The sequence below is a fragment of the Luteimonas sp. WGS1318 genome (genome assembly GCF_043187535.1).
Lineage (GTDB): Bacteria > Pseudomonadota > Gammaproteobacteria > Xanthomonadales > Xanthomonadaceae > Luteimonas.
On the sequence record NZ_CP171131.1, the window covers coordinates 3084904 to 3111239 of the forward strand.

The 26336-nt window shown below is 62.6% G+C and carries 25 protein-coding genes and 1 tRNA gene; 8 read left to right on the top strand and 18 right to left on the bottom strand.

Annotated features, from left to right (window positions below):
* Window positions 1-14: 14 nt before the first annotated feature.
* The 6 genes from ACF3M1_RS13955 (at window position 15) to ACF3M1_RS13980 (ending at window position 6315) form a co-directional block, all read left to right on the top strand.
* Window positions 15-1007: a glycosyltransferase family 2 protein gene (locus ACF3M1_RS13955; protein WP_394001626.1), complete on the top strand. Its 993-nt coding sequence runs from the start codon at window positions 15-17 to the stop codon at window positions 1005-1007.
* Window positions 1004-1792: a GNAT family N-acetyltransferase gene (locus ACF3M1_RS13960; protein ID WP_394001629.1), complete on the top strand. Its 789-nt coding sequence runs from the start codon at window positions 1004-1006 to the stop codon at window positions 1790-1792. The genes ACF3M1_RS13955 and ACF3M1_RS13960 overlap by 4 nt, the downstream gene beginning before the upstream one ends.
* On the top strand, window positions 1783-2157 hold the full coding sequence (locus ACF3M1_RS13965) for an EamA family transporter (RefSeq protein ID WP_394001631.1): 375 nt from the start codon (window positions 1783-1785) through the stop codon (window positions 2155-2157). Before ACF3M1_RS13960 ends, ACF3M1_RS13965 begins: the two co-directional genes overlap by 10 nt.
* 37 nt (window positions 2158-2194) lie before the next feature.
* Entirely contained in the window at window positions 2195-3325 is a 1131-nt protein-coding gene (gene rffA / locus ACF3M1_RS13970; protein WP_394001633.1) for a dTDP-4-amino-4,6-dideoxygalactose transaminase, read from the top strand.
* A 42-nt stretch (window positions 3326-3367) separates the two neighbouring features.
* Window positions 3368-5248: a hypothetical protein gene (locus ACF3M1_RS13975; RefSeq protein WP_394001635.1), complete on the top strand. Its 1881-nt coding sequence runs from the start codon at window positions 3368-3370 to the stop codon at window positions 5246-5248.
* A 230-nt stretch (window positions 5249-5478) separates the two neighbouring features.
* Window positions 5479-6315 (top strand): class I SAM-dependent methyltransferase, encoded by an 837-nt coding sequence (locus ACF3M1_RS13980; protein ID WP_394001637.1) that lies wholly within the window; start codon window positions 5479-5481, stop codon window positions 6313-6315.
* A 467-nt stretch (window positions 6316-6782) separates the two neighbouring features.
* On the opposite strand, the gene ACF3M1_RS13985 is transcribed toward ACF3M1_RS13980, so the two are convergent.
* The 12 genes from ACF3M1_RS13985 to ACF3M1_RS14040 form a co-directional block, all read right to left on the bottom strand.
* A complete protein-coding gene (locus tag ACF3M1_RS13985) occupies window positions 6783-7406 on the bottom strand; it encodes an NAD-dependent epimerase/dehydratase family protein (RefSeq protein ID WP_394001639.1) in 624 nt (207 codons plus the stop codon).
* Window positions 7407-7471: 65 nt separating this feature from the next.
* Window positions 7472-8764 (bottom strand): glycosyltransferase family 4 protein, encoded by a 1293-nt coding sequence (locus ACF3M1_RS13990; RefSeq protein WP_394001641.1) that lies wholly within the window; start codon window positions 8762-8764, stop codon window positions 7472-7474.
* A 143-nt stretch (window positions 8765-8907) separates the two neighbouring features.
* Complete coding sequence (locus ACF3M1_RS13995) at window positions 8908-9639, bottom strand: glycosyltransferase family 2 protein (RefSeq protein WP_394001643.1); 732 nt, start codon at window positions 9637-9639, stop codon at window positions 8908-8910.
* Entirely contained in the window at window positions 9629-12238 is a 2610-nt protein-coding gene (locus ACF3M1_RS14000; RefSeq protein ID WP_394001645.1) for a hypothetical protein, read from the bottom strand. Before ACF3M1_RS14000 ends, ACF3M1_RS13995 begins: the two co-directional genes overlap by 11 nt.
* Before the next feature lie 46 nt (window positions 12239-12284).
* Window positions 12285-14060: a methyltransferase domain-containing protein gene (locus tag ACF3M1_RS14005; RefSeq protein WP_394001647.1), complete on the bottom strand. Its 1776-nt coding sequence runs from the start codon at window positions 14058-14060 to the stop codon at window positions 12285-12287.
* A gap of 2 nt (window positions 14061-14062) precedes the next feature.
* Window positions 14063-15472, bottom strand: coding sequence for an ABC transporter ATP-binding protein (locus ACF3M1_RS14010; RefSeq protein WP_394001649.1), 1410 nt, complete (start codon window positions 15470-15472; stop codon window positions 14063-14065).
* The gene (locus ACF3M1_RS14015; RefSeq protein ID WP_394001651.1) at window positions 15462-16244 is read right to left on the bottom strand and encodes an ABC transporter permease; all 783 of its coding nucleotides are present in this window, start codon (window positions 16242-16244) and stop codon (window positions 15462-15464) included. Before ACF3M1_RS14015 ends, ACF3M1_RS14010 begins: the two co-directional genes overlap by 11 nt.
* Window positions 16241-17425: a cystathionine gamma-synthase gene (locus ACF3M1_RS14020; protein WP_394001653.1), complete on the bottom strand. Its 1185-nt coding sequence runs from the start codon at window positions 17423-17425 to the stop codon at window positions 16241-16243. The genes ACF3M1_RS14015 and ACF3M1_RS14020 overlap by 4 nt, the downstream gene beginning before the upstream one ends.
* 79 nt (window positions 17426-17504) lie before the next feature.
* Window positions 17505-18881 (bottom strand): pyridoxal-phosphate dependent enzyme, encoded by a 1377-nt coding sequence (locus ACF3M1_RS14025; protein ID WP_394001655.1) that lies wholly within the window; start codon window positions 18879-18881, stop codon window positions 17505-17507.
* Window positions 18882-19021: 140 nt separating this feature from the next.
* Window positions 19022-19240 carry a YdcH family protein gene (locus tag ACF3M1_RS14030; protein ID WP_096209859.1) on the bottom strand — a complete coding sequence of 73 codons (219 nt, stop codon included), beginning with the start codon at window positions 19238-19240 and terminating at the stop codon, window positions 19022-19024.
* 401 nt (window positions 19241-19641) lie between these two features.
* Window positions 19642-20214, bottom strand: a complete 573-nt coding sequence (locus ACF3M1_RS14035; protein WP_394001657.1) for a hypothetical protein — start codon at window positions 20212-20214, stop codon at window positions 19642-19644.
* A gap of 2 nt (window positions 20215-20216) precedes the next feature.
* A complete protein-coding gene (locus ACF3M1_RS14040) occupies window positions 20217-20597 on the bottom strand; it encodes a DUF4398 domain-containing protein (RefSeq protein WP_394001659.1) in 381 nt (126 codons plus the stop codon).
* Window positions 20598-20688: 91 nt separating this feature from the next.
* On the opposite strand from ACF3M1_RS14040, the gene ACF3M1_RS14045 reads away from it, so the two are divergent.
* Window positions 20689-21801, top strand: coding sequence for a PilT/PilU family type 4a pilus ATPase (locus ACF3M1_RS14045; protein ID WP_394001661.1), 1113 nt, complete (start codon window positions 20689-20691; stop codon window positions 21799-21801).
* A 25-nt stretch (window positions 21802-21826) separates the two neighbouring features.
* Here the strand turns inward: ACF3M1_RS14045 and maiA are convergent, their stop codons facing one another.
* From maiA to rplM, 6 genes are all read right to left on the bottom strand, one after another.
* Window positions 21827-22483: a maleylacetoacetate isomerase gene (gene maiA, locus ACF3M1_RS14050; RefSeq protein ID WP_394001662.1), complete on the bottom strand. Its 657-nt coding sequence runs from the start codon at window positions 22481-22483 to the stop codon at window positions 21827-21829.
* Between the two features lie 5 nt (window positions 22484-22488).
* The gene (locus ACF3M1_RS14055) at window positions 22489-23481 is read right to left on the bottom strand and encodes a fumarylacetoacetate hydrolase family protein (protein WP_394001665.1); all 993 of its coding nucleotides are present in this window, start codon (window positions 23479-23481) and stop codon (window positions 22489-22491) included.
* A gap of 90 nt (window positions 23482-23571) precedes the next feature.
* Complete coding sequence (locus ACF3M1_RS14060) at window positions 23572-24306, bottom strand: 2OG-Fe dioxygenase family protein (RefSeq protein WP_394001667.1); 735 nt, start codon at window positions 24304-24306, stop codon at window positions 23572-23574.
* Between the two features lie 107 nt (window positions 24307-24413).
* Window positions 24414-24488, bottom strand: a tRNA-Gln gene (locus ACF3M1_RS14065).
* A gap of 90 nt (window positions 24489-24578) precedes the next feature.
* Window positions 24579-24971 carry a 30S ribosomal protein S9 gene (rpsI, locus tag ACF3M1_RS14070; RefSeq protein WP_394001669.1) on the bottom strand — a complete coding sequence of 131 codons (393 nt, stop codon included), beginning with the start codon at window positions 24969-24971 and terminating at the stop codon, window positions 24579-24581.
* A 3-nt stretch (window positions 24972-24974) separates the two neighbouring features.
* Window positions 24975-25403: a 50S ribosomal protein L13 gene (gene rplM / locus ACF3M1_RS14075; RefSeq protein ID WP_096209866.1), complete on the bottom strand. Its 429-nt coding sequence runs from the start codon at window positions 25401-25403 to the stop codon at window positions 24975-24977.
* Window positions 25404-25624: 221 nt separating this feature from the next.
* On the opposite strand from rplM, the gene coq7 reads away from it, so the two are divergent.
* On the top strand, window positions 25625-26272 hold the full coding sequence (coq7, locus tag ACF3M1_RS14080) for a 2-polyprenyl-3-methyl-6-methoxy-1,4-benzoquinone monooxygenase (protein ID WP_394001672.1): 648 nt from the start codon (window positions 25625-25627) through the stop codon (window positions 26270-26272).
* The last annotated feature ends 64 nt before the right edge of the window (window positions 26273-26336 follow it).

Below are 26336 nucleotides of genomic sequence, written 5' to 3' on the forward strand. Positions count from 1 at the left end.
CGGCGTGTCTTGAGATGAGCGCTTTCCTTTCGTTCGGCAGTACAGCGGGGCGCAGCCCCCTGCCCGCCCCCACATCGAGGCCCGAACTCTCGATCGTCTCCCCCGTCTACGGCTGCAAGGGCTGCCTTGAAGAACTCACGGAACGGATCGCGGCCGCGGTCGGGCACGTCGTGGGCTCGTACGAGATCATCCTTGTCGACGACAGGAGTCCGGATGGAGCGTGGGCACGGATTGCGGAGCTGTCAGCAAGCAAGACTCACGTACGCGGCCTTCGGCTATCAAGGAATTTCGGTCAACACGCAGCGATCAGCGCCGGGCTGGCACATGCGACCGGACTCACAGTCGTGGTCATGGACTGCGATCTGCAGGACGTTCCCGAAGAAATCCCTGCGCTCCTCCAGGCCTTGGCCGAGGGCGCCGACATGGCGCTCGCGAGCCGCATCGAGCGTCAGGATTCATTCTTCAAGAAGACCGGCTCCCGCGCGTTCTACCGGCTGCTGGGTTGGCTCACCGGCAGTGTCTACGATCCCACGACAGCGAACTTCGGCGCTTATTCGCGCAAGGTCATCGACGCAGTCAACGCGATGCCCGAGGCGGATCGGTTCTTCCCGCTGCTGGTCCGATGGACCGGGTTCGAAGCGACTCTTGTTCCGGTCACCCACGCAAAACGGACCGAAGGCCGCAGCGGCTACAGCCTGCGGCAACTGCTGCGACTGGCCACGAATATTGCACTGTCGTTCTCCGACAAGCCGCTTCGTCTCGTGGTCCGGACGGGACTCGCATTTGCCTTCCTGTCCCTGTGCATCGTCGCACTGAGCGTCTATCGCTACTTGATCGGCGATATCGCGGTGGCGGGATTCACCAGCATCGTCGCCTCGATCTGGCTTGTCGGCGGCGTCATCGTTTCGAGCGTCGGCGTGGTGGGTCTTTACGTGGGCAAGCTGCACGGCCAAGCGAAACATCGCCCGAATTTCATCGTGGCTGAAGACACTGCAGGCAACGCATGACGACTAGACCTACGCAAGTACTTCGAAATTCCGAGGTCGAATCCCGGCGTTTCGGCCTCAGGATCGCGCGCGGTGTGCTTGGCGGGAGCGCCCCGCCGGACCAGATCCGCAGCGACATCGACGCCTTGCGGCCGGACATCGCGATCTTCCGCTGTGCAGCAGGGGAGACCAGCCAGATCGCCGCACTCGTTGCGGCGGGACTGGTTCCGCTGCACGCGGACACGCTGGTCTACCACCGGATCGCGTTGGCCGACTCCTCAGCAGGAGGTGGTTCCGGCCGTGCTGCGGCTATTGGCCCGGCAGGCAAGGAGGACGAACACGTACTCGCCGCCATCGTCCGCCGCAGCTTCCACGGGTACCGAAACCACTACCATGCAAACCCGCTGCTGGCTGCCGATGCAGTTCTGGAGGGTTACGTCGAATGGGCGCTCGACTATGCCATCCGGCCCCTCGAGGGACAGCAGACTTGGGTCTACCGTGCCGACGGCGAAGCCAGGGGATTCGCGACCTGCCGCATGAAGGCCGACCGTTCAGAGGTCGAAGTGGTGCTTAACGCGACCGATCCGTCCTGGTCAGGCCGCGGGTTCTATTCGACATTGCTGCGATTCCTGATCGCACACTACCGCGACGCCGGATTCACCTCGCTGACCATCTCCACCCAAGTGTGGAACTACCGCGTGCAGCGTGTCTGGGCCCGTGCAGGCCTGGTGATGGATCACGCTTGGGATACCTACCACGTCAACATCCCGCGCAGTTTCTTTGAGGTGGATCACGCATGCCAGTGACGTTCCCTTGGCTGATGGTGGCTGCAACCATTCTGCTTACGACCTATGGCCAGCTGGTCCTGAAATGGCAGGTCACCACACCTGCCGCGCCGCTCTTCCGTTTCATGGAGGACTGGCCCGCCATAATCGTTCTATTGCTGCGGCCCTGGGTGATCTCTGCGCTTGGCGCTGCGTTCCTCGCTTCGCTCTGCTGGATGGCCGCGATGTCCCGCCTTGAGCTTAGCAAGGCATATCCGTTCATGGCGCTTAACTTCCTGCTGGTCGGCCTGCTCGCTATTCCCCTGTTCGGCGAAGCGCTGACACGCCCGAAGATCCTCGGACTTTTCCTGGTCATCCTCGGCTTAGCAGTCCTCAGCAGAGGCTGATCGGTCCCGCTCCCCACGTCACTACAAGAAGATCGGCATGATTCCTTTCAACAAACCCTATATGACCGGACGCGAACTGTCCTACATCGCACAGGCGCACGCCAACGGCCATCTCTCGGGTGACGGCCCTTACACCAAGCAGTGTCATGCTTGGCTCCGAGAAAGCACGCGGGCGTCCACAGCGTTGCTCACGCATTCTTGTACAGCGGCACTGGAGATGGCCGCATTGCTGCTGAATCTCCAACCGGGGGACGAGGTGATCATGCCGTCTTACACCTTCGTTTCGACAGCGAATGCGTTCGCGCTACGCGGTGCGGTGCCGGTGTTCGTCGATATTCGCGACGACACCCTAAATATCGACCAAACCCTGATCGAGGACGCGATAACGCCACGTACGAAGGCGATCTGCGTGGTCCACTACGCGGGGGTCGCGTGTGAAATGGATGCCATCACTGCGATTGCCGAAGCACACGGACTTCCAGTGATCGAAGACGCGGCCCAAGGCATCATGTCGACCTATCGCGGGGCGCCCTTGGGCACTATAGGCGAACTCGGGGCCTTCAGTTTCCACGAGACCAAAAACATCATTTCCGGTGAAGGTGGCGCGCTGCTCTGCCGGAAGGCGGAGTACGCCGAGCGCGCAGAGATCATTCGCGAAAAGGGCACCAATCGCAGCAGGTTTTTCCGCGGTCAGGTCGACAAGTACACGTGGGTCGATATCGGCTCCTCGTTCCTGCCGGGCGAGATCACCGCAGCCTTCCTGAGCGCCCAGCTGGAGGAGGCGGAGGCTATTACGCAGCGTCGCCTCGACATCTGGCGGCGCTACCACGACTGGGCGTCCGACCACGCGGTTGCAGGCCGAGTTATCCGCCCGACCATTCCCGATGGCTGCGTGCACAACGCGCACATGTATTACCTCCTGCTCCCTTCACTTGAAGCACGCACCCATTTCATCCAGTCGCTCCGTGCCCAAGGCGTGCAGGCTGTGTTCCATTACATCCCGCTCCATTCATCCCCTGCGGGCCGCATGCACGGCCGCGCCGGCTCGTCGATGGCGGTCACAGACGACATCAGCGACCGCGTAGTCCGCATGCCCCTCTGGATCGGTGTCGAGGAGCATCTCCCGCATATCTTCGAAGCAGCTGACCAGGCTCTTTATGCTATTTGAGGCAGCCGATAAATAATTTGCGGCGGCTCGCGGACTAAATATATGACCTCGCACAATACGCCGATAAACGGTCACGCCACGCCAAGGCCGGGCTTACTCTTCTTTATCGCCTACGCAGCTTTCTTTTTTATTTCGAAGTTTTCCGGATTCTTGCCGGGGTATGCTCTCGACGACTACAAAATCATCTCTCAGCTCACGCCTGAGGATCTCTCGTCTTTCTATGTGTCGCAGGGCCGCTTCACGAGCGCCTTGGTAGACGACGTCTTGGCGGCCTCAAACCTGCGACTAACCGATCTATATATCGTCGGACTACTCGCTATAGGCGTATTCAGTGGGTTGTTCTTTCGAGCCGCGCTACGATTTTCTCCGAGCACGCCTCGGATTTTCATCATTGCCTGCGCCGCGGCACTTGGATCGCACCCTTATCTCGCTGAATACACTACGTTCCGCCAGTCAGCATTTCTAATGGCGTTATTTAATCTACTGTGTTTCGGAGCATTCCTCGCTTATCTCCAAGCCAATGCTAAACCACCAGAGCGATGGCGCTATTTGTTCCTATCATGCTCTCTTGCCGTGCTCGCTTTGGGGGTGAACCAACTTGCCGCGGCGTATCTCTGCATTGCACTGATCGCCTACCACACGAGCATCCCCAGATTTCGCACTGATTCAGGAGCAGTCTTACAGCCCCGAAATCTTATGCGGGCACTCGTGATCTCAGGATGTTACGGAGCAGCTATCACCGTTGGATACCTGATCGTTGCCGTGCTCAGCGCGTATACGTTTGGACAGTCGGGAGATGGCCGAACAGAGCTCTTGTCCCTAGCTGGGCTCCCGCAACGAATTGGTGAAGCCGCGACGCTTGTCGCTTCGATTTTTTTTCTGGACGAGGTAGTTGCTTCATCTGTTTCAAAGCTCCTCCTATTTGCCGGCCTTCTTGCAGCACTGTTGCCCTTAAGTAAGCAACGCTTTAGGTCGACCGCCGTCGCTTTAGTGTTCTTCGCCGCAGTGACGTTAATCGCGCTGTTGCCGATACTTGTATCCGGCACTTGGTGGCCGGTACCCAGGACGCTAATCGTCGTGATATTCGCAACGGTTGCGACACTTTGCTTATGCCAGGATGGATCCGGCGTCCAGCTACGTGCTGCCGCATGCCTTATACTTGCCGGATCGGTGCTTTTCGTCGGACATAGCAACGCCCTTCTCGGCAACCAGCTCCGACTGAATCGTTGGGATATGGAAAAGGCCAGTCAGATTGTCGCCGTCACAGCGACCCGTTTCCCCGATGCGAACCGGATCGTGCTGTCCGGCAGCCGCTGGTACCATTCATCAGCGCCATCGATTGCGCAGGGCGATCTAAATGTGTCCGCGTTAGCAATCGGTTGGGCGGTAGATCCTTTGTTCGACGAAGCTACGGGCAAGGATGTCCAAGTGCGCCTAGCGTCCGACGAAGAGAACTCCACCTGCAACGGCAGGCGCGAATTTCCGCATCCCGACTCCTTGGTGGAGATAGGGGATGAGGTGGTGGTTTGCCTCGAATCCGCGTCAGCGCACACCACGGCTGTAGTCGTCACGCCGATCGAAGACGACATTACTCGCTTGGCCGGCTATCAGGTATTTACGCGCACGGATTCTGGCACCTTGTTTGTAGTGCCATCCCCTGCCGGCACAGCAGGCGCTCGCGTCGAAGCTCTTTCTGGCCATGAACTCGTTGTCCGCGCTGGTAGCGAGGAATGCGGTGGCCGCGTGGTGGTCACCACGGCCCACCGGCGTATCGAGCTGGACCCGGACGGCTCTCCTTCTGTCGTTATGGTGTCATCCGCGGAGGATGCCGACAGCGGAGAGATCTCTGTATCTATGGCAGACCTCGCCGTGCCAAATTGGAACTGTAATGTCTCATTCGACTACTACCGCGGGCGACACTAAGAGCCGTCTTCCCCGCCTCACACTGTGCATAGTTGCGAAAAGAACCTATCCCGACCAGGCCAAGCTGGTCACATAACAGAAATAAGGCCGGGTACACGGCGGCTACCGCGACCCATACAAGGTGAGATGAAGGTCCATCCATTTCGAAATGGCTTGGAAGATGTGTTGGACGGTATAGATTGACTAAACGCCGCAAGCAATTCCGTGTCCAGCAACAAGGAGTATTCCGAATGCCAATGCGGATTGAAGACATCAGTACCGAGCTAAGACTCGACTCAGACGGCATCTATGTGGCCGGAGGAGCTTCGGATGTTTCGTACGCGCCCCACGGGCATGAGGATTGTTACGGCGTCGAAGATCGATCTTTCTGGTTTAGGCACCGCAATCGATGCATTTGCAGCGTCGTAAAGAACAATCCGTATCCAGCCGGAGCGTTGCTCGATATCGGAGGTGGTAATGGTTACGTCGCACAGGCCCTCGCATCTGAAGGGCATGAGGTTGTCCTGCTAGAGCCAGGTTCAACCGGAGCAAGGAATGCCAAATTGCGCAGGGGGCTGCAGCATGTCGTGTGCGCGACGATCGAGGATGCAGGCTTCCGGCCTCAAAGCTTTTCCGCCCTAGGAATGTTCGATGTTATTGAGCACATCAACCACGACCGAGCTTTTCTTGAACAGGTTTCTGGTCTTCTAAAGCCAGGCGGCCGTCTTTACCTCACTGTCCCCTGTCACCAATGGCTCTGGTCACAGGCCGATGCCCACGCTGGGCATTTCCGCCGACATACCCGAAACAGCCTTGAATCGCTGCTGGACGCTGCATTTCGTATTGACTATCTAGGTTTTTATTTCCGCCCACTTGTTCTACCTCAATATCTCCTTCGCGCGCTCCCATATAAGCTTGGCCTAAACCGAAATAGCCTTCTCTCCACGGAATCAGAGCACGGCGCCGGTAGAGGCATGGCGTTTGATATCATCGACATCCTGCTACGCTCGGAATTCCGTCGTATAGCGGCGGGTAAAAGCATAGGTTTTGGAGCAAGCGCGCTTGTCGCGGCAACACTAAAAGGATGACGGCAGCGGCGCGTAACACGCGTTTAGCGCTATCAGACCGGGTACCTGCCGGATGGCCGCCGGCGTGTGCGGAACATGATGGTGAGCACCGCGGTTCGTGAAGCGCCCCGGATAGACGCGGTTTCTTCAAGCGTACCTTATCCGGCCAAGAGCGCCTGTCCGAGTGCAATACTGGAACAAGCGGAAGAATGAGCCACACGACGCCACGCGGAAGCGTCAGAATCGGAGTTCTGGCGTCCTGGTTTTGATGATCAGCAGGCGCCGATCGGCCAGCCAAGTGTCGCGGGACCGTTTCCTTGCAACGGATCATTCACGAGTTCATCGCCCCCGGACATTCTCGAGGCGAAAAACCGATGTTGATCGAGCACTTCATGCGGAATCTGCAATTGAAGCCTTCGATAAACAAGTACTGATTCGGCTTCCCGGATCCGGCGTACTAGATCGAATCCACATCGGGGCTATCACGACTATCGTCGACCGTAGTACTTGACAATTAATCGCCGAAGATATTGGGCGCCGAGACTTAGACCGACGGCTCCAGCGGCTCGCTCACATTCCCTGGTATCAATCGGGAACGGCGCCCCCCTTTCCACTTTTCGGTAGCATGCGGGGCGGCCGATCGCGCGCTCCATCTCTTCCACAATTAGCAGCATGCTGCTTGAGCGGAGGTCAGCGACCGACACGAGCCTCGAATAACTCTTAGGGTTAGCGATGATGTGCCCCCCGATAGCGGCCACATCCTCGACGTCGATCAGGTTGCGCTCGGCGCGGGTCCAGACATCGAACGGCTGGTGCGACGCGATTCGCGCACTCAGGAAATTGGTCAGCGTATGAGCGTTTCCGCCGCGCCCTACTACCTGAGGCAGGCGGAGAACAAGACCCCGTGGATCTGCAAGGACGATGCGCTCCATCCCGGCTTTATGTTCGATGTAGGGCGTGCGCACCTCGTGGGGATTCCCAACCGCACAGCTCCCGAAATACACGATCCTGCTGCACTTCGAGTTGGACACCACGTCCACCAGCATCCGGCGCTCACGGTCGAACTCTCCCGAAGAGATTTCGGCCGAGTTCGAGACGCCAGCAGCCACCACGACTATATCATCGCGCTCCGACCACGCAGGAGTGAAGGCCTGCGCTACTAAGCCCCTGCCAATAATCACGTCGACGCTTCAAAACTGGTCTCGAAGCGAGAATTTTCGGGTGCGGCATAGCCTTCCACCGCATCCAGGCGTGCGAGGAAGCGACTCCAGCTACGGTCGGCCGCCATCTGTGAATCCTGAGAAGCAACGCGAAGCGCCGACGCTCTGGAGTCGTTCCCCAAGTCGCGAAGACGCTGCACATAACCTTGGACGTCATCGACTGCTGCAACCAAACCCTCAGGGTCAACAAAGTCGACGATACCACCGACGGGTGACGCGACGATCGGCAGCCCCGCCGCGGCAGCATCCATCAGGATTGTCGGCATGCCCTCCCAGGCCGCAGTGTGGAGGTAGGCCACATGAGCAGGCCGGACGATGTCAGAAAACTGCTTGAACTCTCCATGCATGGTCACGTTCGGCAGCCGAGAAAGCTCCTCCAGTGTCGTATTTTCCGCCCCGAGCACCACCCGCCCATGCACGTCAAACGCCCAATCGGGCAACGCTCTAGCCACCGCCAGGAGTACATCCGGGCGCTTCTGGTAGTCGAACCGCCCCGCCCAGAGGACCCTGGGCTGCCCAAGCGTGCGCGTCGATTGACGTGCGGCAATCGCGGGTCCGTCGTAAGGAAATGGCATTAAGGTAAACAACGACAGTGGCAAGCCGAGGTCATTCGCCCATATCTTCGGATAGATACTGTTGTCGCAGAAGACGGTGACGAGATGCGGGTGACAGTCCCGCAAGAAATTCCGGGCATGCCCCACGGGCACCATGTTGTGGATGTAGTCGTCGCAGAACAGCGAAGCGTAGAGCCGCGACTTTTGCCGGAGGGCAAGGCCACAGACGCGGATCGCCTGCCAAAGCAGGCGTGAGTTTATGTTGTGCACCACCTGCGGCTGGAGCTGAACCAGCAGCCGGGTGAGCAGTTGCACCTGCGCGTCGAACGAAATACTTCCGGCGATCAGACCGAACTCCACCAGCCGGAGGCCATCGGGAATCCGATCGCGCCACGGCGATGCGGCTGGCTCGGTTGTGATGACCAGGATCTGGTCTCTCGGCACGACCTCGGTCCAAGCGCGCAAGTGATGCAGCGCCCCTCGATCTGCTCCGCCGGGGACGAGCCAGGGCAGCACCATAACGTGGCTGCATGGAGCTCGGCCCACAGCCTCGACGAGTTGACGGTACAGTTGCCCCGGCTCCGGAACATTGGGTACGCCATAGTGCGAATACTGGCGCGTATCGCCGTACGCGCTCAGGAGTTCGGGCTCCACGTGAGCCAGCGCAATCATTTCCTCCTGCAGCCAGACCGGCATCGCTGGCGCACCATGTGTCGCAACCTCTGCTGCACGCCCGAGACGCCTGGAAACCCACCCCAGAATGCGCCCGATCTCTCGCCGCGGGTTACGCAAGAGTTCACGCATCTCTACACGACGCGCGAGCTCGATAAACCTACGCATCACGCGTGGCCCTCCAGAGCGAACAACTTAGAGGGCGGCATCACCACCTGCATGGCCCTGCTGGCTTCGTTCACTGAGCCTGCAAGTTTCCGCCGATAGAAGTATGCCGTCGCGGGAACCGTGACATGCACGTAGCCCGCAGCGGTGGTCTCGCAATTCCAATACCAATCTTCGTAGCCGAACCCGGTTGTCGAAGGATAACAGGGCGCGTACGGCACGCTCAGGAATACATCGCGCGCACCGAAAACGGCGCTGATCCAGGGATTTACAGAGAGCAGCGAGTCCCGGGAGTAGTGCGCGCCTCTCTGATCAATCTGCCAGTTGAACGCGTTGTACATCCCGAAACTCACCACGAACTCAGGATGAAGGATAAAATCCTCTGGATTTTTCGCAGCGAACTCAATGTGACGCTGTAGATAGTCGCGGCTGATGAGATCGTCTCCATCGAGCGTGCATATGAATCGACCGCCGGCTTTCGATATTCCAGTGTTCCGGGCAATTGCTGCGTCGCCAGAGTGCGATTCGACGATAAGTTCGGTCCCGTCCAGATCAGGATGCTGGAGCACCGCATCGCGCGTCGTCGAATCCGCATTATCGAGCACGAGGACAAACTCGACGGACAGCCCGATAGCGCGAGCCAGCGCTCGTGACGCTGCATAACTTCTCATCGTTGCGTGCGCGAGAATTCCCTCACGATGGAACGTGACGATCACGCTGAGATTAACGACCATACTTGCTCCTGACTCGCTTGCCGACCCAAGCGTAAATACACATTAATAATCGTGGGAATGGCACCGCATCCAGTATGTGCGCGATTCGCTCCAATCTCTGAATAAGCATGTCAGAGCTGCCGCCCTTATGGCCGAGGGCCATCCTTCTCTCTATCCGAGTTACCAACGACGCTGTTGCCTCCCATTGGCGACGGTTTTCTTCGACGAGATGAAGAGCTGAATGCTGCAAATCGGGCCAAGCAGCGACCCAGCGGGCACCGCTGCCATCCGGAACATCGATGGGGCGTGCGCCTGCGTTAAGCGCTTCCAGGAAAGTCGAGAGCAGTTTGCCGTAGGCGGTGTCCATGGGAGCCTGGGCAGACACTTGTGACGCCAACACCACCCGAATTCGCTTGATGGTCAATGCTTCAACCGCGATGAGGCGCCTTTCGGTATCTCGGCAACGTACCAAAAGTCCACGGTACTCGCTCTCGAGCCAGTCTTTTCCGACCTGCAGATCCGAAAGGTCGCCCTGGAGGTTACGGAAATCGATCTGGGCGTTCTCAAGGCTCTCTGAGAGATCGCGGTACTGCATCTCAAGCCAGTCCTTGCCTTCCTGCAGTAATGCGTTGGCCGCTTGCTGATCAGCGAGCACCACCTGCGACTGCGCGTAGGCTAGAGACAATTGCTTGCACTGCTCGGTCAACCAGTCCTTGCCTTCCTGCAGTAATGCGTTGGCCGCTTGCTGATCAGCGAGCACCACCTGCGACTGCGCGTAGGCTAACGACAATTGCTTGCACTGCTCGGTCAACCAGTCCTTGCCTTCCTGAAGACTGCGAAGCCAGGCGAGCTGTCCCGCAAGAGAGAGCTCCATGCGACGCAATCTGGCGTGCTTAGACTGGTTGGCTGCCTGCCAGACCTTGCCACGCGTGTGCGGGTCCGAGGAGGAAACCCGAAGCGCGGCGACGGCTTTCCCTGCCTCGTCCAGGATGCTGCTCAACTCGGGCATTCCGAACGTCTCCGGCGCGTCAAGGTTCCCGATCACCTCCGACCAGTCATCGAATTTTGCCAGACGCCGCGCCTGCATGACGCCTTCCTTCCAGAGCCTCCGCGCCTGCGGGAGATGACCGTCCGCATACGCGCACCACCCAAGTGCGAGCAGCGACGCGATGGTCTTGGTCCCCAAGAGAGGACTGAATTCCAGAACATCCTGCGAAATGACGAACCTATGGAAGGAGGCCGCGTCTTCACGCCGCCCCAGACGTTGGCAGACCAATGCCATGGCGTACGCCAATGAGACCCTCCACCGAAAAGCGGTTGGATTGACCGGCTCCAGTGAGAGATAGCGACTTCCGGCTCCGAGCAGGCGCTCGGCGTCCAAGCCGGCGGGATCTGCAAGCCACTCGTAGCAGAGCACGCAAAGTGCTGCGCCGAGGTCTGCACTCTCGGGAGCTGCGGATTGGAGATAACCCAGCGCGATGGCCCTTCTGACTTCGGACGATTCGCTTCGGAGTCCGATTGCAACGATCAACCTCACGATTGCTGGATCGTCGTAGTCACGCTCAAAGGCCACTATGTTGGGCACCTCGTTGTCGAGCCGCCTGCCCGGGGCCCCGGTCCCGGTCGTTGCAGGCAAGCCATCTCCGACGCTCATTCCTAGAATGAGATAGGACCCGGCATCACAGATCTCACGGGGGGCTATCGTCGAGATTAAAGTTGCTGCCTCAGGAGCGTCTCCCGGCGCCTCTGGTGGACGCTGGAACCACACCCGCTCGATGGCGATCTGGAGGCCCGGCAGGGTTGAGAGGATTCCCGTTGCGACGTCGGGCTCACAATCGCCGAGGACAATGGCAAGTCTGCCGGCCCTGGACAGCCGTCCCCCCAGCTCCGCCACCAGCTTTTCGCTCCCTCGATGCAGATCCATCTCGAGCAACACGAAGTCGTAGCCGGCCTCATCCTGTGCGCGCTCGGCGAGCAGGTGCGGTTGGATAGCATCAATGCTGGACGCCTGCGCGAGCGATGCCAGCAAAGCGGAACCCGGGAAGACATCCCGCGCGACGACGAGGGCCCGATCACCGTGTCGCACAAAGTCCGAGAGGAGTTCGACCCTCGAAATCCTTGCACGCTGGTCTGCACGGACGGCATCGAGACCAGGCCGGGCGAAAGCCAGCATCCGGTAACCGAGAGCGAGCAACGCTTCGCCCTGCTGCCTCCCAGCACTTTGGCGCGGATGCTGGCCCCAGCCCCGAAGGGCGACTTCGTCGCGCAACTCTTGTACACGGGCCTCGGCAAAGTCCGACGGCACGACCACCAGTATCGAACTGCACGTATCGCTTTCAGGCGGGATGCCGCGCGCTGCGACAGTGCTGTCACTGAAGAGGCACGTCGCCAGCTCCAACTCCTCTCGTGCGCTCGCGACGTCGGGGAAGCAGGGCACTCCATGAAGCTCAGGTCCAAGCGCTGCGGCGCCGCCGTGAGCGACAACGACGGGAATCATCTCCGACATCAACAGGGCTGGCAGCAGCCATCGGCAACCCGCATCCATCAGCGCGAGTCTCGACGGCCCCACGACGTTCGAGATTCCGTGGCACAGCAGCGCGGCGGCTGGTTCCGTTTTCATACTCTTGAGTCTCCGATGCGTTCAGCGCGCGCGATGCCGGCACTGGTCACGGACCGTGCGACGTCTCCGCACGACGAAGACGCTGAACCTGCTCGGTGAGCGAGTGGTATTGATCGTCCAGCCAGTGCCGGGCTTCCTCGAGCTGGGCAGTGTAGGCTTCAAGCTCCTCGATCCGCGCAACGTGCTCGTGGTACTTCTGATCGAGCCAGCGCTTGGCTTCGAGGGATTCCCTGATCTGGCGCCCGCCCAGGCCGAGCGGCTCGTACTCCGCGGTAACGCCTTCGTTGAAAGCGCGATCGGTCATATTGAGGAGCGGGTCGAACCTTTCCAGCTCCATGAGCGCCATCGCGGCGGGGTGGCGCGAAAGCAGCGCGACCATGGACAACCCGTCGTGGTCCAACGCGTCGTAAGCGAGCGCCAGCAGATTAGCTACATCTCGCCGTAGCGCGGGCTCCTCCAGCATCGGCTTGGCGACTACGACCCCCTCGGACCACGCGAGCTGCGTGCGCGCTGCGTCCCCCGAGAAGGCGTGGAGTGCAGCCAATCTCATCGCCGATGCTGCTCGTCGCAACGGCTGGGAGCTATCTGCAGCCGCTGATGACAACCGTGCCATCGCCTCCTCCCGGCCGCCCGCGCGAAGCATGTCGGAAACCGTGCTCATCAGTGAATCGTTGCGGGGCGCGTCGTCCGTGGTGAACTTCCGGGCAAGCACCAGCAACCACTCACCATCGCATTGCGGGCCACGACGTGGATCTACCTCGAGCATAGTACGCGCGGCGAGATGGCGCTTCTGCCCGCCGCCGGCATCCTGCAGCCACGCCTTCTCGATGTGGAAGCCTGCTGCACGGAATTGTTCAGACAGCGCCTTCCAGTCATAAACGTGGAGATGGAAAGGATTCGGATCCTTCCCACTCTCATCCGACCAGTCGTTTGGCACGCTTGCATACAAGCGGCCGCCGGGCGTGAGCACCCGATGCAGCTCCGAAAGCAGTTGGACGGGCTGCGGGATGTGTTCGAGCGTCTCGATCGAAATGGCGAAATCCGCGGATCCGTCGGCCATTTGCGAGAGATCCTGCGCATCTCCCACCGAATAGCAGGGGGCGAGCCCCTGAGTCCCGGAGAAATTGGTCTTGGCGTAATCGACAGCATAATCGCTGAGATCGATTCCAACGACTGACGCGGCACGTGTTGAACGGGATATTTGGTATGAGCCGTATCCAAGGCCACAGGCAACATCAAGTACGCGATCTCCGTCTTCCACGAACCGGGAAGCCTGGATGTAACGCGCAAGGTGCGCGTCCGAACGACGACCCGACTCCCGCATCATGTCCGTGTGGAGGTCGCGCTCTTCTTCTAGCGCACGCAGCGGGTACGCATGGGCAGCGAGATCGGGCAACGGTTCGAACGCCGTCATGACCAGTCCAGTCACCCGGTCCAGCTCCCCGTAGGGAGCGACCAGTTCACCAAGGGGATGCTTGCGCCATTGCCTGGAGAGCATTGCTTTCTCCCAAGAAACACGGCATGTCTGATCGACGGAACCACACAAGACGATGCACACAGGCACCCGGTCGATGCTTTCCAAAGCGCCCTTCAGAAACCCCTCAATCTCCTCGGGATCCTGGGCTCCACTGCAAACGACAGTCGCGACGCTCCTACCTGCGTCAGCAATCTCGTAACCCAGCGTTCGCAGCGACGCTTCGATGTCACCTTTTCCGCCGCGCACTGCGACCGGGCCGATCGGCAGCCACTTGCCCAGCCGCTCGATGACGATACGAAGGACCGCGGGCTCCATATTCATTTCGGCAGATTGAGTCACGTCCATCCTCATTCGGGTTGAGCATCGAGTACCTCGACCTGCATACGCAGGTCGCATACACCACCGAACACGTATTCCTTCGGGCGCATGCCAACCTGGAAGAAGGCGGCCTCGTCACGCCAGTGAAGCATGCGCTGCGCGCCACCGAAGCGATCCGATTCCTCCGAGACAGAAGCCTGTACCTCGTAGAAATTCATGCCCAGGGTACAGACGAAGATGAAGCGAGCGATTGCCGGGCTGTTGGCAGGAAACGACTGCTCCCAAGTAATCGCCTGTTGCGACGACGGCTCGGCCCAGCGATGCATGTCCTGGTTGAGGGTGCCCCACGAATAGAGCTTGACGCCCTCCTTGTTCCGCAGACGCAGGTTAACGTTGAGCTTGTCGAGCTCCCGCCTGGGCCGAAACACGACATCGATCATCACTGTGTCGCCGGGCAGGAAATAAGCGCACTCAGCGCCGCGCGCATCCATGACAGACACGGCCTCGATAACGCAATCGAGATCGCCGAACGACAACTGGTCGCGCTCCAGACCATCGACTTTCATGCTCGCGTCCGGATGCGCGGGGCTGTCTTCAGCAGCTTTTTGGGCATGCTGGAGATGCTGTGCAGCGATAGCGCCGTAGTAAGCCCGCTCATCTTCATGCAGATGCCGACGGTACTCCAACACTACCTCGGAGGAGGGCCCAGAGCATCGAACCGCACCGTCACGAAGCAGGATGGCATGGTCGGTCAGGGTGCGGACCGATTCCTGATCGTGCGACACGAGCAGCAGGGTGCATCCCTTCGCACGTAGCGCTTCCATCTGCTGGAAACAGCGCTTCTGGAACAGTGCATCGCCGACGGCCAATGCCTCGTCGACAATGAGGATATCCGGCTCCACCTGCGTCTGAACCGAAAACGCCAAGCGCAGCATCATTCCGCTCGAATATGTCCTGACAGGCTGGTCGATGAAATCCCCGATATCCGCGAAAGCCGCGATCGCATCGAAACGCTCGATCACCTCCCGCTCGGACAGGCCCAGAATCATTCCGTTCAGGATAACGTTCTCACGCCCCGTGAAATCGGGATTGAAGCCGCTACCCAGCTCAAGGAGTGCGGCAACGCGGCCATTCACACGCGTCGTCCCCGTTGTGGCAGCCAAGGTGCCCGCGATGATCTGGAGGAGGGTCGATTTTCCCGATCCGTTGCGCCCGATGATGCCCACCGCGTCCCCGCGACGTACGCGCAAACTCACATCGCGGAGCGCCCAGAACTCACGCGCATACTGACGGCCTGCCAAGAGGCCGCCGATTCGTCGGGGCAGCAGGCGGGACACCCTCGGCAGCAGCGTCTGGGCGAGTCGATGCGACGGCTTTTCGTAAACGTGGAAGACCTTGCTGACGTTCGAAAGGTTAATTGCATACTCTTCAGACGACATCGGCGAATGCCCTCCGCGTCTTTTGGAACCACCAATATCCGAACACCAGGAAAATCCCTGACCATCCGACGGCCCAGAAATACGCGCCCCACTGAGGAAGCTCACCGGTGATGATAAGGGCTCGGATCTGCTCGACGTAGACCGCAAGTGGACTGAGTCGCATCCACATGCCCACCGTGTCCGGAAAGATCACGGAGGGATACAGCACGGGCGTGAGGTACTGGAGTATTCGCGCGAGCAGGCCAGCAAGCTGATCGATGTCGCGGAAGAACACACCCAACGACGCGAAAAGATAGGTCACGCCCAAGGTCAGCGCGACCATAGGAACAAGCAGGACGGGGAGCAGGAGCACCTGCCAGTGAAAACCGAAACTGCTGAAAACAAGAAAGATCACCAACGCGATAGACGCAATTCCGGCATTGTAGAGCGATGACAGTACTGCAACCGCAGGCAGGACCTCCAGAGGGAAAACCACCTTCTTTACGAGGTTGGGGTTGCCCAGCACCGCTGTAGGCGCGCGGGTGAGAGATTCTGCGAAGAAGTTGTAGACGATGAGGCCGATAAAAAGGAGGACCGCGTAATCGACCTTGCTGTTGACTTCGACGCCCTTCCAGCGCGCATTGAAGATCGCACTGAAGATCACCGTGTAGATCGCAAGAAGGATGAGCGGCACGATGACGCCCCATAGCGCGCCGAGCATCGAATCCTTGTATTTTTTCTGGATATCGCGACCGGTCAGGCTGAGCAACAACTCGACGCGACGCGATTTCATTCGCGGGCACCCCTGAGCGCTGCCCCGATATCGTGCTGGAGATCTCGCTGCCCCTCCACCCCCACGCTCAACCGCACCAGATCATCGTGTATGCCCAGTGCCGCCCGCCGCTCCACCGGCACCGACGCATGCGTCATCACCGCGGGATGGTTGACCAGGCTTTCCACGCCACCGAGTGACTCGGCGAGGGTGAACAGTTCGGTGCGTTCGCAGAAGCGCTTCGCAGCTTCGAAACCACCCTTGATGCGGACCGAGATGATGCCGCCGAAGCCGTCCATCTGGCGTTTGGCAAGCGCGTGCTGCGGGTGCGAGGCGAGGCCGGGGTAGATCACCTGCTCGACCGCCGAGTGGGCGTCGAGGAATTCGGCCAGCGCCTGCGCGTTCTCGCAGTGCGCTTGCATGCGCAGGTGCAGGGTCTTCAAGCCACGCAGCGCGAGGAAACTGTCGAACGGCCCCTGCACGGCGCCGGCGGAGTTCTGCAGGAACGCGAGCTGCTCAGCGAGCTCGGCGTTGTCGCCGACCACCAGCATGCCGCCGACCATGTCGGAGTGGCCGTTGAGGTACTTGGTGGCCGAGTGCATGACGATGTCTGCGCCGTGTTCAAGCGGGCGCTGCAGGATCGGCGAGGCGAAGGTATTGTCGACGACGACAATCAGGCCGCGCTTGTGCGCGAGGTCCGCGATCGCCCGGATATCGACGATCTTCAACATCGGGTTGGTCGGCGTCTCGATCCAGACCAGCTTCGTCTTGTCGGTGATCGCTGCTTCGAACGTCGACGGGTCGGTCATGTCGACATAGCTGAAGGACAGGCCGGCGCTGCGGGTGCGCACGCGCTCGAACAGGCGGTAGCTGCCGCCATAGAGGTCGTCCATCGCGATGACGTGGTCGCCGCTGTCGAGCAGTTCGAGCAGGGTCGCGGTCGCGGCCATGCCGGACGCGAACGCGAAGCCACGTGTGCCGCCTTCCAGGCCCGCCACGCAACGCTCGTAGGCGAAGCGCGTCGGGTTGTGGGTGCGCGAGTACTCGAAGCCCTGGTGCTCGCCCGGGCTGGACTGTGCATACGTGGACGTCGCATAGATCGGCGGCATCACCGCGCCGGTCGACGGATCGGGCGATTGCCCGGCGTGGATCGCCAGCGTGGCGAGCGCGTAGTCGCGGCGCTCGGAATTGGACTCGGACATGGACGCTTCCTGGAAAGACGGGGGATTCTAGTCGCCTGGACTGAACGCCAGGTTCAGGCCTGAAAAATGGCCCGGAGACTCACTGCACGCGCCGGCGCAGATAGTTCAGCAGATCGATCCGCGTGATCAGGCCGAGGAACGTCTCGCCCTCGGTGACGATCGCGACCTGGCCACGGTCGAACACCGGCAGCAGGGCCTCGACCGGCGATTTGACGTCGAGGAAGTCGAGCTTGCTGACCATGGCCGACGATACCGGCTCGCGGAACCGGGCCTCGTCGCCGTAGACGTGCAGCAGCACGTCGCTTTCGTCGAGGATGCCGACGATGCGATCGCCGTCCATCACCGGCAGCTGCGAGATCTCGTAGAGCTTCATGCGCTGGTAGGCCGTCACCAGCAGATCCGTCGGCTGCAGCACCACCGTGTCGCGGCGCGAGTACGGACGGAGAATCAGATCACGCAGATCGCCGTACTGTTCGCGCTCCAAGAAGCCGTTGTCGAGCATCCAGTAGTCGTTGTAGAGCTTGCTGAGGTACTTGTTGCCGGTATCGCAGACGAACACCAGCACCTTCTTCGGCGTGGTCTGTTCGCGGCAGTACTTGAGCGCGGCGGCCAGCAGCGTGCCGCTCGACGAGCCGCCCAGGATGCCCTCGGTCTGCAGCAGCTGGCGCGCGGCGAGGAAGCTTTCCTGGTCGCTGATCGCGTACGCCTTTTTCACCCGCGAGAAGTCGGAGATGCCCGGCAGGAAATCCTCGCCGATGCCTTCGACCATCCAGCTGCCCGACTTGTCGTTGAGCACGCCGTCATTGATGTACTCGGCGAGGATCGAGCCCACCGGGTCGGCCAGCACCATTTCGACGTCCGGCGCGTGCTGCGCGAAGCAGCGCGACAGGCCGGTCATGGTGCCGGAGCTGCCGCAGCCGAACACGATCGCGTCCAGCCCGCCCACCTCGGCCATCTGGCGCAGGATTTCGGGGCCCGTAACGTGCTCGTGCGCGGCCGGATTGTCCGGATTGCCGAACTGGTTCACGAAATAGGCACCCGGGGTTTCACGGGCGATGCGCTCGGCGAGGTCCTGGTAATACTCGGGATGGCCCTTGGCGACGTCGGAGCGCGTCAGCACCACTTCGGCGCCCATCGCCTTGAGATTGAAGATCTTCTCCCGGCTCATCTTGTCCGGCACCACGAGGATCAGCTTGTAGCCCTTCTGCTGGGCCACGAGTGCCAGGCCGATGCCGGTGTTGCCGGCGGTGCCTTCGACCAGCGTCGCACCCGACGCGATGTCACCGCGCTTCTCGGCGGCCTCGATCATGCTCAGGCCGATGCGGTCCTTGATCGAGCCGCCGGGGTTCTGGCTCTCGAGCTTGAAGTACAGCTCGCAGACGCCGGCATCGAGGCCGCGGGCCTTGACGATGGGCGTATCGGCAATGAGGTCGAGAACGGAGGAGGCGATCGGCATGGTGGATCCGGGTCCTGCAGCGAAAACAGACCGGGATTATCGCACCGACGCAGGGCCGGGCGCAGAGCCGGGGCCGGCGAAGACACCCGCGGGCGATGGCGATCGACGAGGATGACCGCCACCGCCCGCGACTGTGGGAACTAGTGCTGCAATGCGTCGTACATCGAGGTCAGGCGGTCCTTCGCGTGGAGCTTCTCGCGCTTCATCTGCGACAGCGTGGTTTCGTCGACTGCCAGCACGCCGAGCTCGGCGTTGAGGACCTTCTTGTCCAGTTCCTTGTGCCGGTAGTAGAGCTGCCGGAACTCGACGTTCTCCTTCATGAGCTCTTCGAGTTCTGTCTGCGATTGCGCTTCGAACATGGAATCCTCCTGACGGACATGCAAACGCCCCGGCCGGCGAAGGCAGGGGCGTTGCGGGGACGACAGCCAGGACCGGGCAGCGGAGGATCCGATCAGGCGGCCGCGGCCACGTGGGACGCGGGCATTGGGCACCTGGTGGGGGATCGTCTCGGTCATCGGCCTGGCTCGTTGACCGGGTGGCGGACTGGAAACGATGCCACCCGGGGAATCGACCCTACTCCCCCGATTTCGAGCCGGCAAGGGCCGAAGCGCACCCGCGTGGCGAACGCCTCCGCGTGCGGTTGATCGACCCCATATCGGTCGTCCGGGAATCGCGCAACCACGCGGATGGATCGATCACCTTAACGCAAGCGATTGATTCCACTTCGATTCAGCGGAGCGCCGCCAATGCGCTACGCCGTTCAGGGTTCGAGACTGCGCAGCAATTCGGCCTCGCGCCGCTTGAGCTCGGCCTCGCGCTGGCGCGCGGCGCGGAGCTTCGCCGCCTCGCCGCTGGCGACACCCTGCAGCACGGTTTCGGCCTGCTGACGGGCCGCACCCTCCTCCTCGGCGGCCAGACGCAGCCGCGCGGCCTCCTCGGCCTGGATCTGGGCCTGGATCCTGAGGCGTTCGGCCTCCTGGCGTGCACGCACCGCGTCCTGCCGGCTGGCCTCGACCAGCAGCTGGCTGCGCTGGCGCTCGAGCTCGACGAGCTCGCGCCGGCTGCGCTCGGTGCTAGCCGCGATCTCCGCGGTCTCCACCCGCCACTGCGCCACCTGCAAGGCCGAGGCCCGCTGGTTGCTGCGCACCGTGGCCAGCGACGCCAGCGCCTGACGCGCCTGCAGACGCTCGTAGGCCGCGGTGCCGGCGGTCGCCGGATCCGCGTCGATCGCCTGCAGCCGCTGCTGCAGGCCGGCCGCATCGGCTACCGGTTCGGACTGGGCATGGGCTGCCGGGACGATCAGCAGCGACGCGAGCAACAGGGACAGGCGCATGGTCAGTTCTCCGCCTGCAGGCGCTGCCGCAGGGTGGTGATCTCGGCGCGGCGCGCGGCGAGTTCCGACTCGGTCGCGGCCTGCAGCGAGCGGGCGTGGGCGAGATCGGCCAGTGCACTGGCCGACAGGGCAAGGGTGCGTGCCTCGCTCTCGCGACCGCTGCCCATCGCCGACTGCGCCTGCTCGAGCGCGCGGCGTGCCTGCACGATGTCGGTGGGTGCGTACTGGTCCGCATCCGCATCGCCGGCGCGTGCCACGGAAAGTCGCGCGGCCGCGAGTTCTTCAGTCGGTGGCGGCGTGCTCGCGCAGCCTGTGAGGGCCATCACGAGTGCCAGCGAGGCGGCCTGCAGCAGCAGTCGGATGTGTGCGAAGCTTGCGTTCATCGAGGGGGCGTGTCCCGGTAGGGTTCCGGGTCATTGTCGTCAGCCACACCGGGCCGCGCAACGTGACCCGGGCGATCTTGGGGATTCGTACATGGATATCGGCTACTTCCTGAAGCTGATGACGGAAAAGAACGCTTCGGACATGTTCCTCAGCACCGGCGCGCCGGTGTACATCAAAGTCGAGGGACGGCTGTATCCGCTGGGCAGCACCGGCCTGCCGCCGGGCATGGTCAAGAAGATCGCGTACTCGCTGATGGACGAGAACCAGATCCAGCAGTTCGAGCGCGACATGGAAATGAACATGGCGTACTCGCTGCAGGACGCCGGCCGCTTCCGTATCAACGTGTTCCGCCAGCGCGGCGAAGCCGGCATGGTGGTGCGTGCGATCCGCAGCACCATTCCCAGCATCGAGGAGCTGCAGCTGCCGCAGGTGCTCAAGGACATCATCATGGCGCCGCGCGGCCTGGTGCTGATCGTGGGCTCCACTGGCTCGGGCAAGTCGACCACGCTGGCTTCGATGATCGACCACCGCAATGCCAGCACCTCGGGCCACATCCTCACCATCGAGGATCCGATCGAGTACCTGCACCGGCACAAGAAGTCGCTGGTCAACCAGCGCGAGGTCGGCCTGGACACGCAGACCTTCCACAACGCGCTCAAGAACGCCATGCGCGAGGCGCCGGACGTCATCCTGATCGGTGAAATCCTCGACGCGACCACGATGGAAGCGGCGATCGCGTTCGCCGAAACCGGTCACATCTGCCTGGCGACGCTGCACTCGAACAATGCCGACCAGACCATCGAGCGCATCCTCAACTTCTTCCCCGAGGCCGCGCACAAGAACGTGCTGATGAACCTGGCGCTGAATCTGCGCGCAGTGGTGTCGCAGCGTCTGGTCCAGGGCATGGACGGCCGCCGCATGCCGGCGACCGAGGTGCTGCTCAACACGCCGATGATCCGCGACCTGCTGCGCCGCGGCCAGGTGCACGAGATCAAGCAGGCGATGGAAGAATCGCTGGAAGACGGCATGGAGACCTTCGACCAGTGCCTGTTCCGCCTCTACAAGGAAGGCCGTATCGAACGCGACACCGCGCTGCGCGCGGCCGATTCGCGCGACGGGCTGGACCTCAAGTTCCGGCTGTCGGAAGGCGGCATGGGCGCGCACGATCCGTACGCGGACGTGTTCGCCGCGGGCGGTCACTGACCGCCGCGCGCGCCCGGCGACACGCTCAGGCGGCGTCGGGCTGCGACTCGGGCCGCGCCGCATCGAACGCGGGCAGCGCGAGGCATGCCGCTTCGATCGCCCGGATCCGCGGATAGGGATCGAGCCCGATCCCGAACCGCCGCGCGTTGTAGAGCTGCGGCACCAGCGCGCAGTCGGCGATCGTCGGCGTGGCCCCTACGCAGAAATCGCCCGTTTGCGGCTCACGCGTCAGCAGCGCCTCGAACGCGGCCAGGCCATCGCCGACCCAGCGCTCGATCCAGTGGCCGCGCTGCGCCTGGTCCAGCGACCAGGTGTGCTCCAGGAACTGCAGCACGCGCAGATTGCCGAGCGGATGGATGTCGCAGGCGACCAGTTGCGCCAGTGCCCGCGCCCGCTGCCGGGCCAGCGCACCGGACGGCAGCAGCGGCGTCTGCGGCCACACCTCGTCGAGGTATTCGATGATCGCCAGCGACTGGGTCAGCACGGCGTCGCCGTGCTGCAGCGTGGGCACCAGGCGCTGCGGATTGCGCGCGGCGAACGCAGGCGTGCGCTGCTGTCCGCCGTCATGCACCAGGTGCACCGGCACGCTCTCGAACGCCAGGCCCTTGAGATGCAGCGCGATGCGGACCCGGTAGGCCGCGCTGGACCGCCAGTAGGTGTGCAGCACCAGCGCGTCGGACATCGGCCTTACTCCGGCCGCGCCTGGCGCTCGATCACCTGCTCGATCGCGCCGAAGATGCTGCGGCCTTCGGCATCGAGCATCTCGATGCGGACGGTGTCGCCGAAGGCCATGAACGGCGTCTTCGCCGCGCCGTGCTCCAGCGCCTCGACGGTGCGGCGCTCGGCGAAGCACGAGGCGCCCTTGCTCGTGTCCTCGTTGGCGATCGTGCCGGAGCCGACGATGGTGCCCGCGCTCAGCGGACGCGTCTTCGCCGCGTGCGCGACGAGCTGGGCGAAGTCAAACTGCATGTCGACGCCGGCCTCGGGCGCGCCGAACCATTCGCCGTTGACGTGGGTCAGCAGCGGCCGGTGCAGCTTGTTGTCCTGCCATGCGTCGCCGAGTTCGTCCGGGGTCACGAACACCGGGCTCAGCGCGGAGCGTGGCTTGGACTGCAGGAAGCCGAAGCCCTTGGCGAGCTCGCCGGGAATCAGGTTGCGCAGGGACACGTCGTTGATCAGGCCCACGAGCTGGATGTGCCCGGCCGCCTGTTCGGGCGTCACCGCCATCGGCACGTCGTCGGTGATCACGACGATCTCGGCCTCGAGGTCGATGCCGTAGTCCTCGCTGACCACCTTGACCGTGTCGCGCGGCCCGAGGAACCCGGCGCTCGTGGCCTGGTACATCAGCGGGTCGGTGTAGAAGCTCTCGGGCACCTCGGCGCCCCGCGCGCGGCGCACGCGGGCGACGTGCGGAAGGTAGGCGCTGCCGTCGACGAACTCGTAGGCGCGCGGCAACGGCGCCGCGAGTTTGGCGACATCCAGTTCGAACACGCCGTCGGCATCGCCGGCATCGAGCGATTCGGACAAGGCGTTGAGGCGCGGCGCGGCATTCGACCAGTCGTCGAGCGCCTGCTGCAACGTCGCCGCGATGCCGGTGGCGCGCACCGCGCGCGTCAGGTCACGCGACACGACGATCAGGCTGCCGTCACGACCGCCTTCTTTGAGGGAACCCAGCTTCATCGGCAACTCCGTTGGCGTCTGCTATTTCGTTGCGATTGTAACCAACCGCCTGCATGCCGGGCATCCACGCCGCACCCGGCGCTGCAGCGCTCAGTCATCGCCCTGGAACGCGCCGCTGCGATAGGTGAGCACCAGCGTGTCGCGGTGGCCGCTGGCGTCCAGCGGCTGGATCGGGGTCGATTCGTGGATCACCCGGGCATCGTCGAGCAGCAACGCCGACCACGGCTCGGTGAGCGTGAACCGCTGGCCGCGTGGCCCGTCGGCCTCGAACACCCGGGTCTCGCCGCCCTTGATGCCGTACCGTCCGACCAGCAGCACGGCGACGAAGTCCACCCCGTCGCGATGCGCGCCCTCGGGTGTCGGACGCCCGATGCCGTCGGTGGTGTCGATACGGAACTGGTGCGCCTCGATGTGCCAGGGCATGCGCGCATGCACCTGCGCGAACTGCGCGCCGAGCCCGGTCAGCATGCGTGGCCACACCGCGCTGTCGACCACCGTGGGGTCGATCGGCTCGAACCAGCGATGCATGCCGCCGTGCAGCGCGTTGTAATCCTCGGACTGCCAGTGCGCGCGGCGCGGCGCGGCGCGCAGCGCATCGCCCTCCTGCACGAAACACGCGTGCCGACGCCGCCGGTAACGGCCGCCATCCTTCAGATACCCGTCCTCGGGCAGGTCGTCCCAGCTGGGACGCAGCGCATCGAGTGCATCGGTCGACACGCCGCACACGGCGGCGACATCACGCGCGGTGAGCACGGCGTAGCCGTTCGTGCGCAGGTCGGACACGAGGGTGGCCGCGGACGAGTACGGCGGAGAGTAGGGGTTCATCCGCACATTCTAGATCCGGGCGCACACCGGTGGATGTGGCCAGTGCGTGCAGCCGTGCGACGCCGGAAACGAAAAAACCCGCCTGGCGGCGGGTTTCTCGTTGTAGATGGCAGCCCCGGAAGGATTCGAACCTCCGAATGCCTGAGTCAGAGTCAGGTGCCTTACCGCTTGGCGACGGGGCTATGGTGCGTATTCTAACGCCGAAACCGCGAATTTCCGCAAGCCTCGGCGCCAGTGATGCCATGCAGAATGCATGGCATCGGGAAGCGCGATTAGCGCTTCGAGAACTGCGTGGCGCGACGTGCCTTGTGCAGGCCGACCTTCTTGCGCTCGACTTCGCGGGCGTCACGGGTCATGAAGCCCGCCTTGCGCAGCTCGATCTTCAGGGTTTCGTCGTACTCGACCAGCGCGCGGGCGATGCCCAGGCGGATCGCACCGGCCTGGCCGGTGGTGCCGCCGCCGGCGGCGGTGACGACGACGTCGAACGTCTCGGTGTTCTGGGTCAGCTCAAGCGGCTGGCGCACGATCATGCGCGCGGTCTCGCGGCCGAAGAACTCGTCGAGCGGACGGTCGTTGACGGTGATCTTGCCGCTGCCCTTGCGCAGGAACACGCGGGCGACGGAGGACTTGCGACGGCCGGTGCCGTAATTCTGGGTGATTGCCATGACTTAGAGTTCCAGGGGCTGCGGCTGCTGGGCGGCGTGCGGGTGCTCGGCACCCTTGTAGACCTTGAGCTTGCGGTACATGGCGCGGCCGAGGGTGTTCTTCGGCAGCATGCCCTTGACGGCGATCTCGATCACGCGCTCCGGGTGGCGCTCCAGCGCCTGGCCCAGGCTCTCGGTCTTGAGGTTGCCGATGTAGCCCGTGAAACGGTGATAGAGCTTGTCGGTCAGCTTCTTGCCGGTCACGGCGATCTTCTCGGCATTGACCACGATGATGTAGTCGCCGGTGTCGACGTGCGGGGTGTAGACGGGCTTGTGCTTGCCGCGCAGACGGTGGGCGATTTCCGCGCTCAGGCGGCCCAGGGTCTTGCCGGTAGCATCGACGAGGTACCAGTCACGCTGGACGGTCTCGTTCTTGGCAACAAAGGTCTTCATGGGAATACTCGGTGGGTGACTGGTCGGGCTGATTGCGCCGTGGACGGCGGAATTTCGCCTCGCGTTGTAAAGCGTGCAACACAGAAGCGGAATGATAGCCGGCCGGCCGATTCCGCGCAAGCCGAGCCGTGGTTCCGCCGGCAATGCTGGCGCGTGCACAGGCCAGCGCCGAGAATGATACGCCACGCGGCACCCGCCCCGACCCCGCAGGACCCGAGCCGATGGCCCTTTCCCGCTCCCGCAACAGCCCGCTCGACCAGATGCTGATCGAGACCCAGCGCGCGCTCGACACCGTCTTCGGCAATCCGCCCGCGGCGCGCCCCAATCCCGCTGCCGACACGCCGGACGTGGTCCTCGACGACACAGAGCGCCGCCATGCAGCCGGCCTGATGCGCATCAACCATGTCGGCGAGGTCTGCGCCCAGGGCCTGTACTTCGGCCAGGCCGCCGTCGCGCGCGAAGACGCCACCCGCGCCCATCTGCTCGAGGCCGCGCAGGAGGAAACCGATCACCTGGCTTGGTGCGCCGAGCGCCTGCACGAGCTCGACAGCCGACCCAGCGTGTTCAATCCGCTGTGGTACGGCGGCAGCTACGCGCTCGGCGTGCTGGCGGGCCTGCGCGGAGACGGCTGGAACCTCGGCTTCGTGGTCGAGACCGAACGCCAGGTCGAGGCCCACCTCGACGAACACCTGGACACGCTGCCGCCCGCCGACCAGCGCAGCCGCCACATCCTGCGGCAGATGAAGGAAGACGAGGCCCGCCACGCCGAACACGCCGAACAGGCCGGCGCGCGCGTGCTGCCCTGGCCGGTGCCGTCGCTGATGGCAGCCGCGTCGAACGTAATGAAGGCAGTGGCCTACCGGCTGTAGGTGGAAGGCGGTGATGGGTGATGACCGGACGTTCGTCCGTTGAGAGCCGTGATTGGTGATTGGT

Coding starts and splice junctions, on each gene's coding strand:
- ACF3M1_RS14025 (WP_394001655.1), bottom strand. CDS start 18,881: ATGCCGATCGCCTCCTCCGTTCTCGACCTCATTGCCGATACGCCCATC.
- ACF3M1_RS14030 (WP_096209859.1), bottom strand. CDS start 19,240: ATGTTCGAAGCGCAATCGCAGACAGAACTCGAAGAGCTCATGAAGGAG.
- ACF3M1_RS13980 (WP_394001637.1), top strand. CDS start 5,479: ATGCCAATGCGGATTGAAGACATCAGTACCGAGCTAAGACTCGACTCA.
- ACF3M1_RS13965 (WP_394001631.1), top strand. CDS start 1,783: ATGCCAGTGACGTTCCCTTGGCTGATGGTGGCTGCAACCATTCTGCTT.
- coq7 (WP_394001672.1), top strand. CDS start 25,625: ATGGCCCTTTCCCGCTCCCGCAACAGCCCGCTCGACCAGATGCTGATC.
- ACF3M1_RS14000 (WP_394001645.1), bottom strand. CDS start 12,238: ATGAAAACGGAACCAGCCGCCGCGCTGCTGTGCCACGGAATCTCGAAC.
- ACF3M1_RS13995 (WP_394001643.1), bottom strand. CDS start 9,639: ATGGTCGTTAATCTCAGCGTGATCGTCACGTTCCATCGTGAGGGAATT.
- ACF3M1_RS14055 (WP_394001665.1), bottom strand. CDS start 23,481: ATGAAGCTGGGTTCCCTCAAAGAAGGCGGTCGTGACGGCAGCCTGATC.
- ACF3M1_RS13990 (WP_394001641.1), bottom strand. CDS start 8,764: ATGCCGGTCTGGCTGCAGGAGGAAATGATTGCGCTGGCTCACGTGGAG.
- ACF3M1_RS14040 (WP_394001659.1), bottom strand. CDS start 20,597: ATGAACGCAAGCTTCGCACACATCCGACTGCTGCTGCAGGCCGCCTCG.
- ACF3M1_RS14015 (WP_394001651.1), bottom strand. CDS start 16,244: ATGAAATCGCGTCGCGTCGAGTTGTTGCTCAGCCTGACCGGTCGCGAT.
- ACF3M1_RS13955 (WP_394001626.1), top strand. CDS start 15: ATGAGCGCTTTCCTTTCGTTCGGCAGTACAGCGGGGCGCAGCCCCCTG.
- ACF3M1_RS14045 (WP_394001661.1), top strand. CDS start 20,689: ATGGATATCGGCTACTTCCTGAAGCTGATGACGGAAAAGAACGCTTCG.
- ACF3M1_RS14005 (WP_394001647.1), bottom strand. CDS start 14,060: ATGGACGTGACTCAATCTGCCGAAATGAATATGGAGCCCGCGGTCCTT.
- rffA (WP_394001633.1), top strand. CDS start 2,195: ATGATTCCTTTCAACAAACCCTATATGACCGGACGCGAACTGTCCTAC.
- ACF3M1_RS13975 (WP_394001635.1), top strand. CDS start 3,368: ATGACCTCGCACAATACGCCGATAAACGGTCACGCCACGCCAAGGCCG.
- rpsI (WP_394001669.1), bottom strand. CDS start 24,971: ATGGCAATCACCCAGAATTACGGCACCGGCCGTCGCAAGTCCTCCGTC.
- ACF3M1_RS13960 (WP_394001629.1), top strand. CDS start 1,004: ATGACGACTAGACCTACGCAAGTACTTCGAAATTCCGAGGTCGAATCC.
- ACF3M1_RS14035 (WP_394001657.1), bottom strand. CDS start 20,214: ATGCGCCTGTCCCTGTTGCTCGCGTCGCTGCTGATCGTCCCGGCAGCC.
- rplM (WP_096209866.1), bottom strand. CDS start 25,403: ATGAAGACCTTTGTTGCCAAGAACGAGACCGTCCAGCGTGACTGGTAC.
- ACF3M1_RS14060 (WP_394001667.1), bottom strand. CDS start 24,306: ATGAACCCCTACTCTCCGCCGTACTCGTCCGCGGCCACCCTCGTGTCC.
- ACF3M1_RS14010 (WP_394001649.1), bottom strand. CDS start 15,472: ATGTCGTCTGAAGAGTATGCAATTAACCTTTCGAACGTCAGCAAGGTC.
- ACF3M1_RS14020 (WP_394001653.1), bottom strand. CDS start 17,425: ATGTCCGAGTCCAATTCCGAGCGCCGCGACTACGCGCTCGCCACGCTG.
- maiA (WP_394001662.1), bottom strand. CDS start 22,483: ATGTCCGACGCGCTGGTGCTGCACACCTACTGGCGGTCCAGCGCGGCC.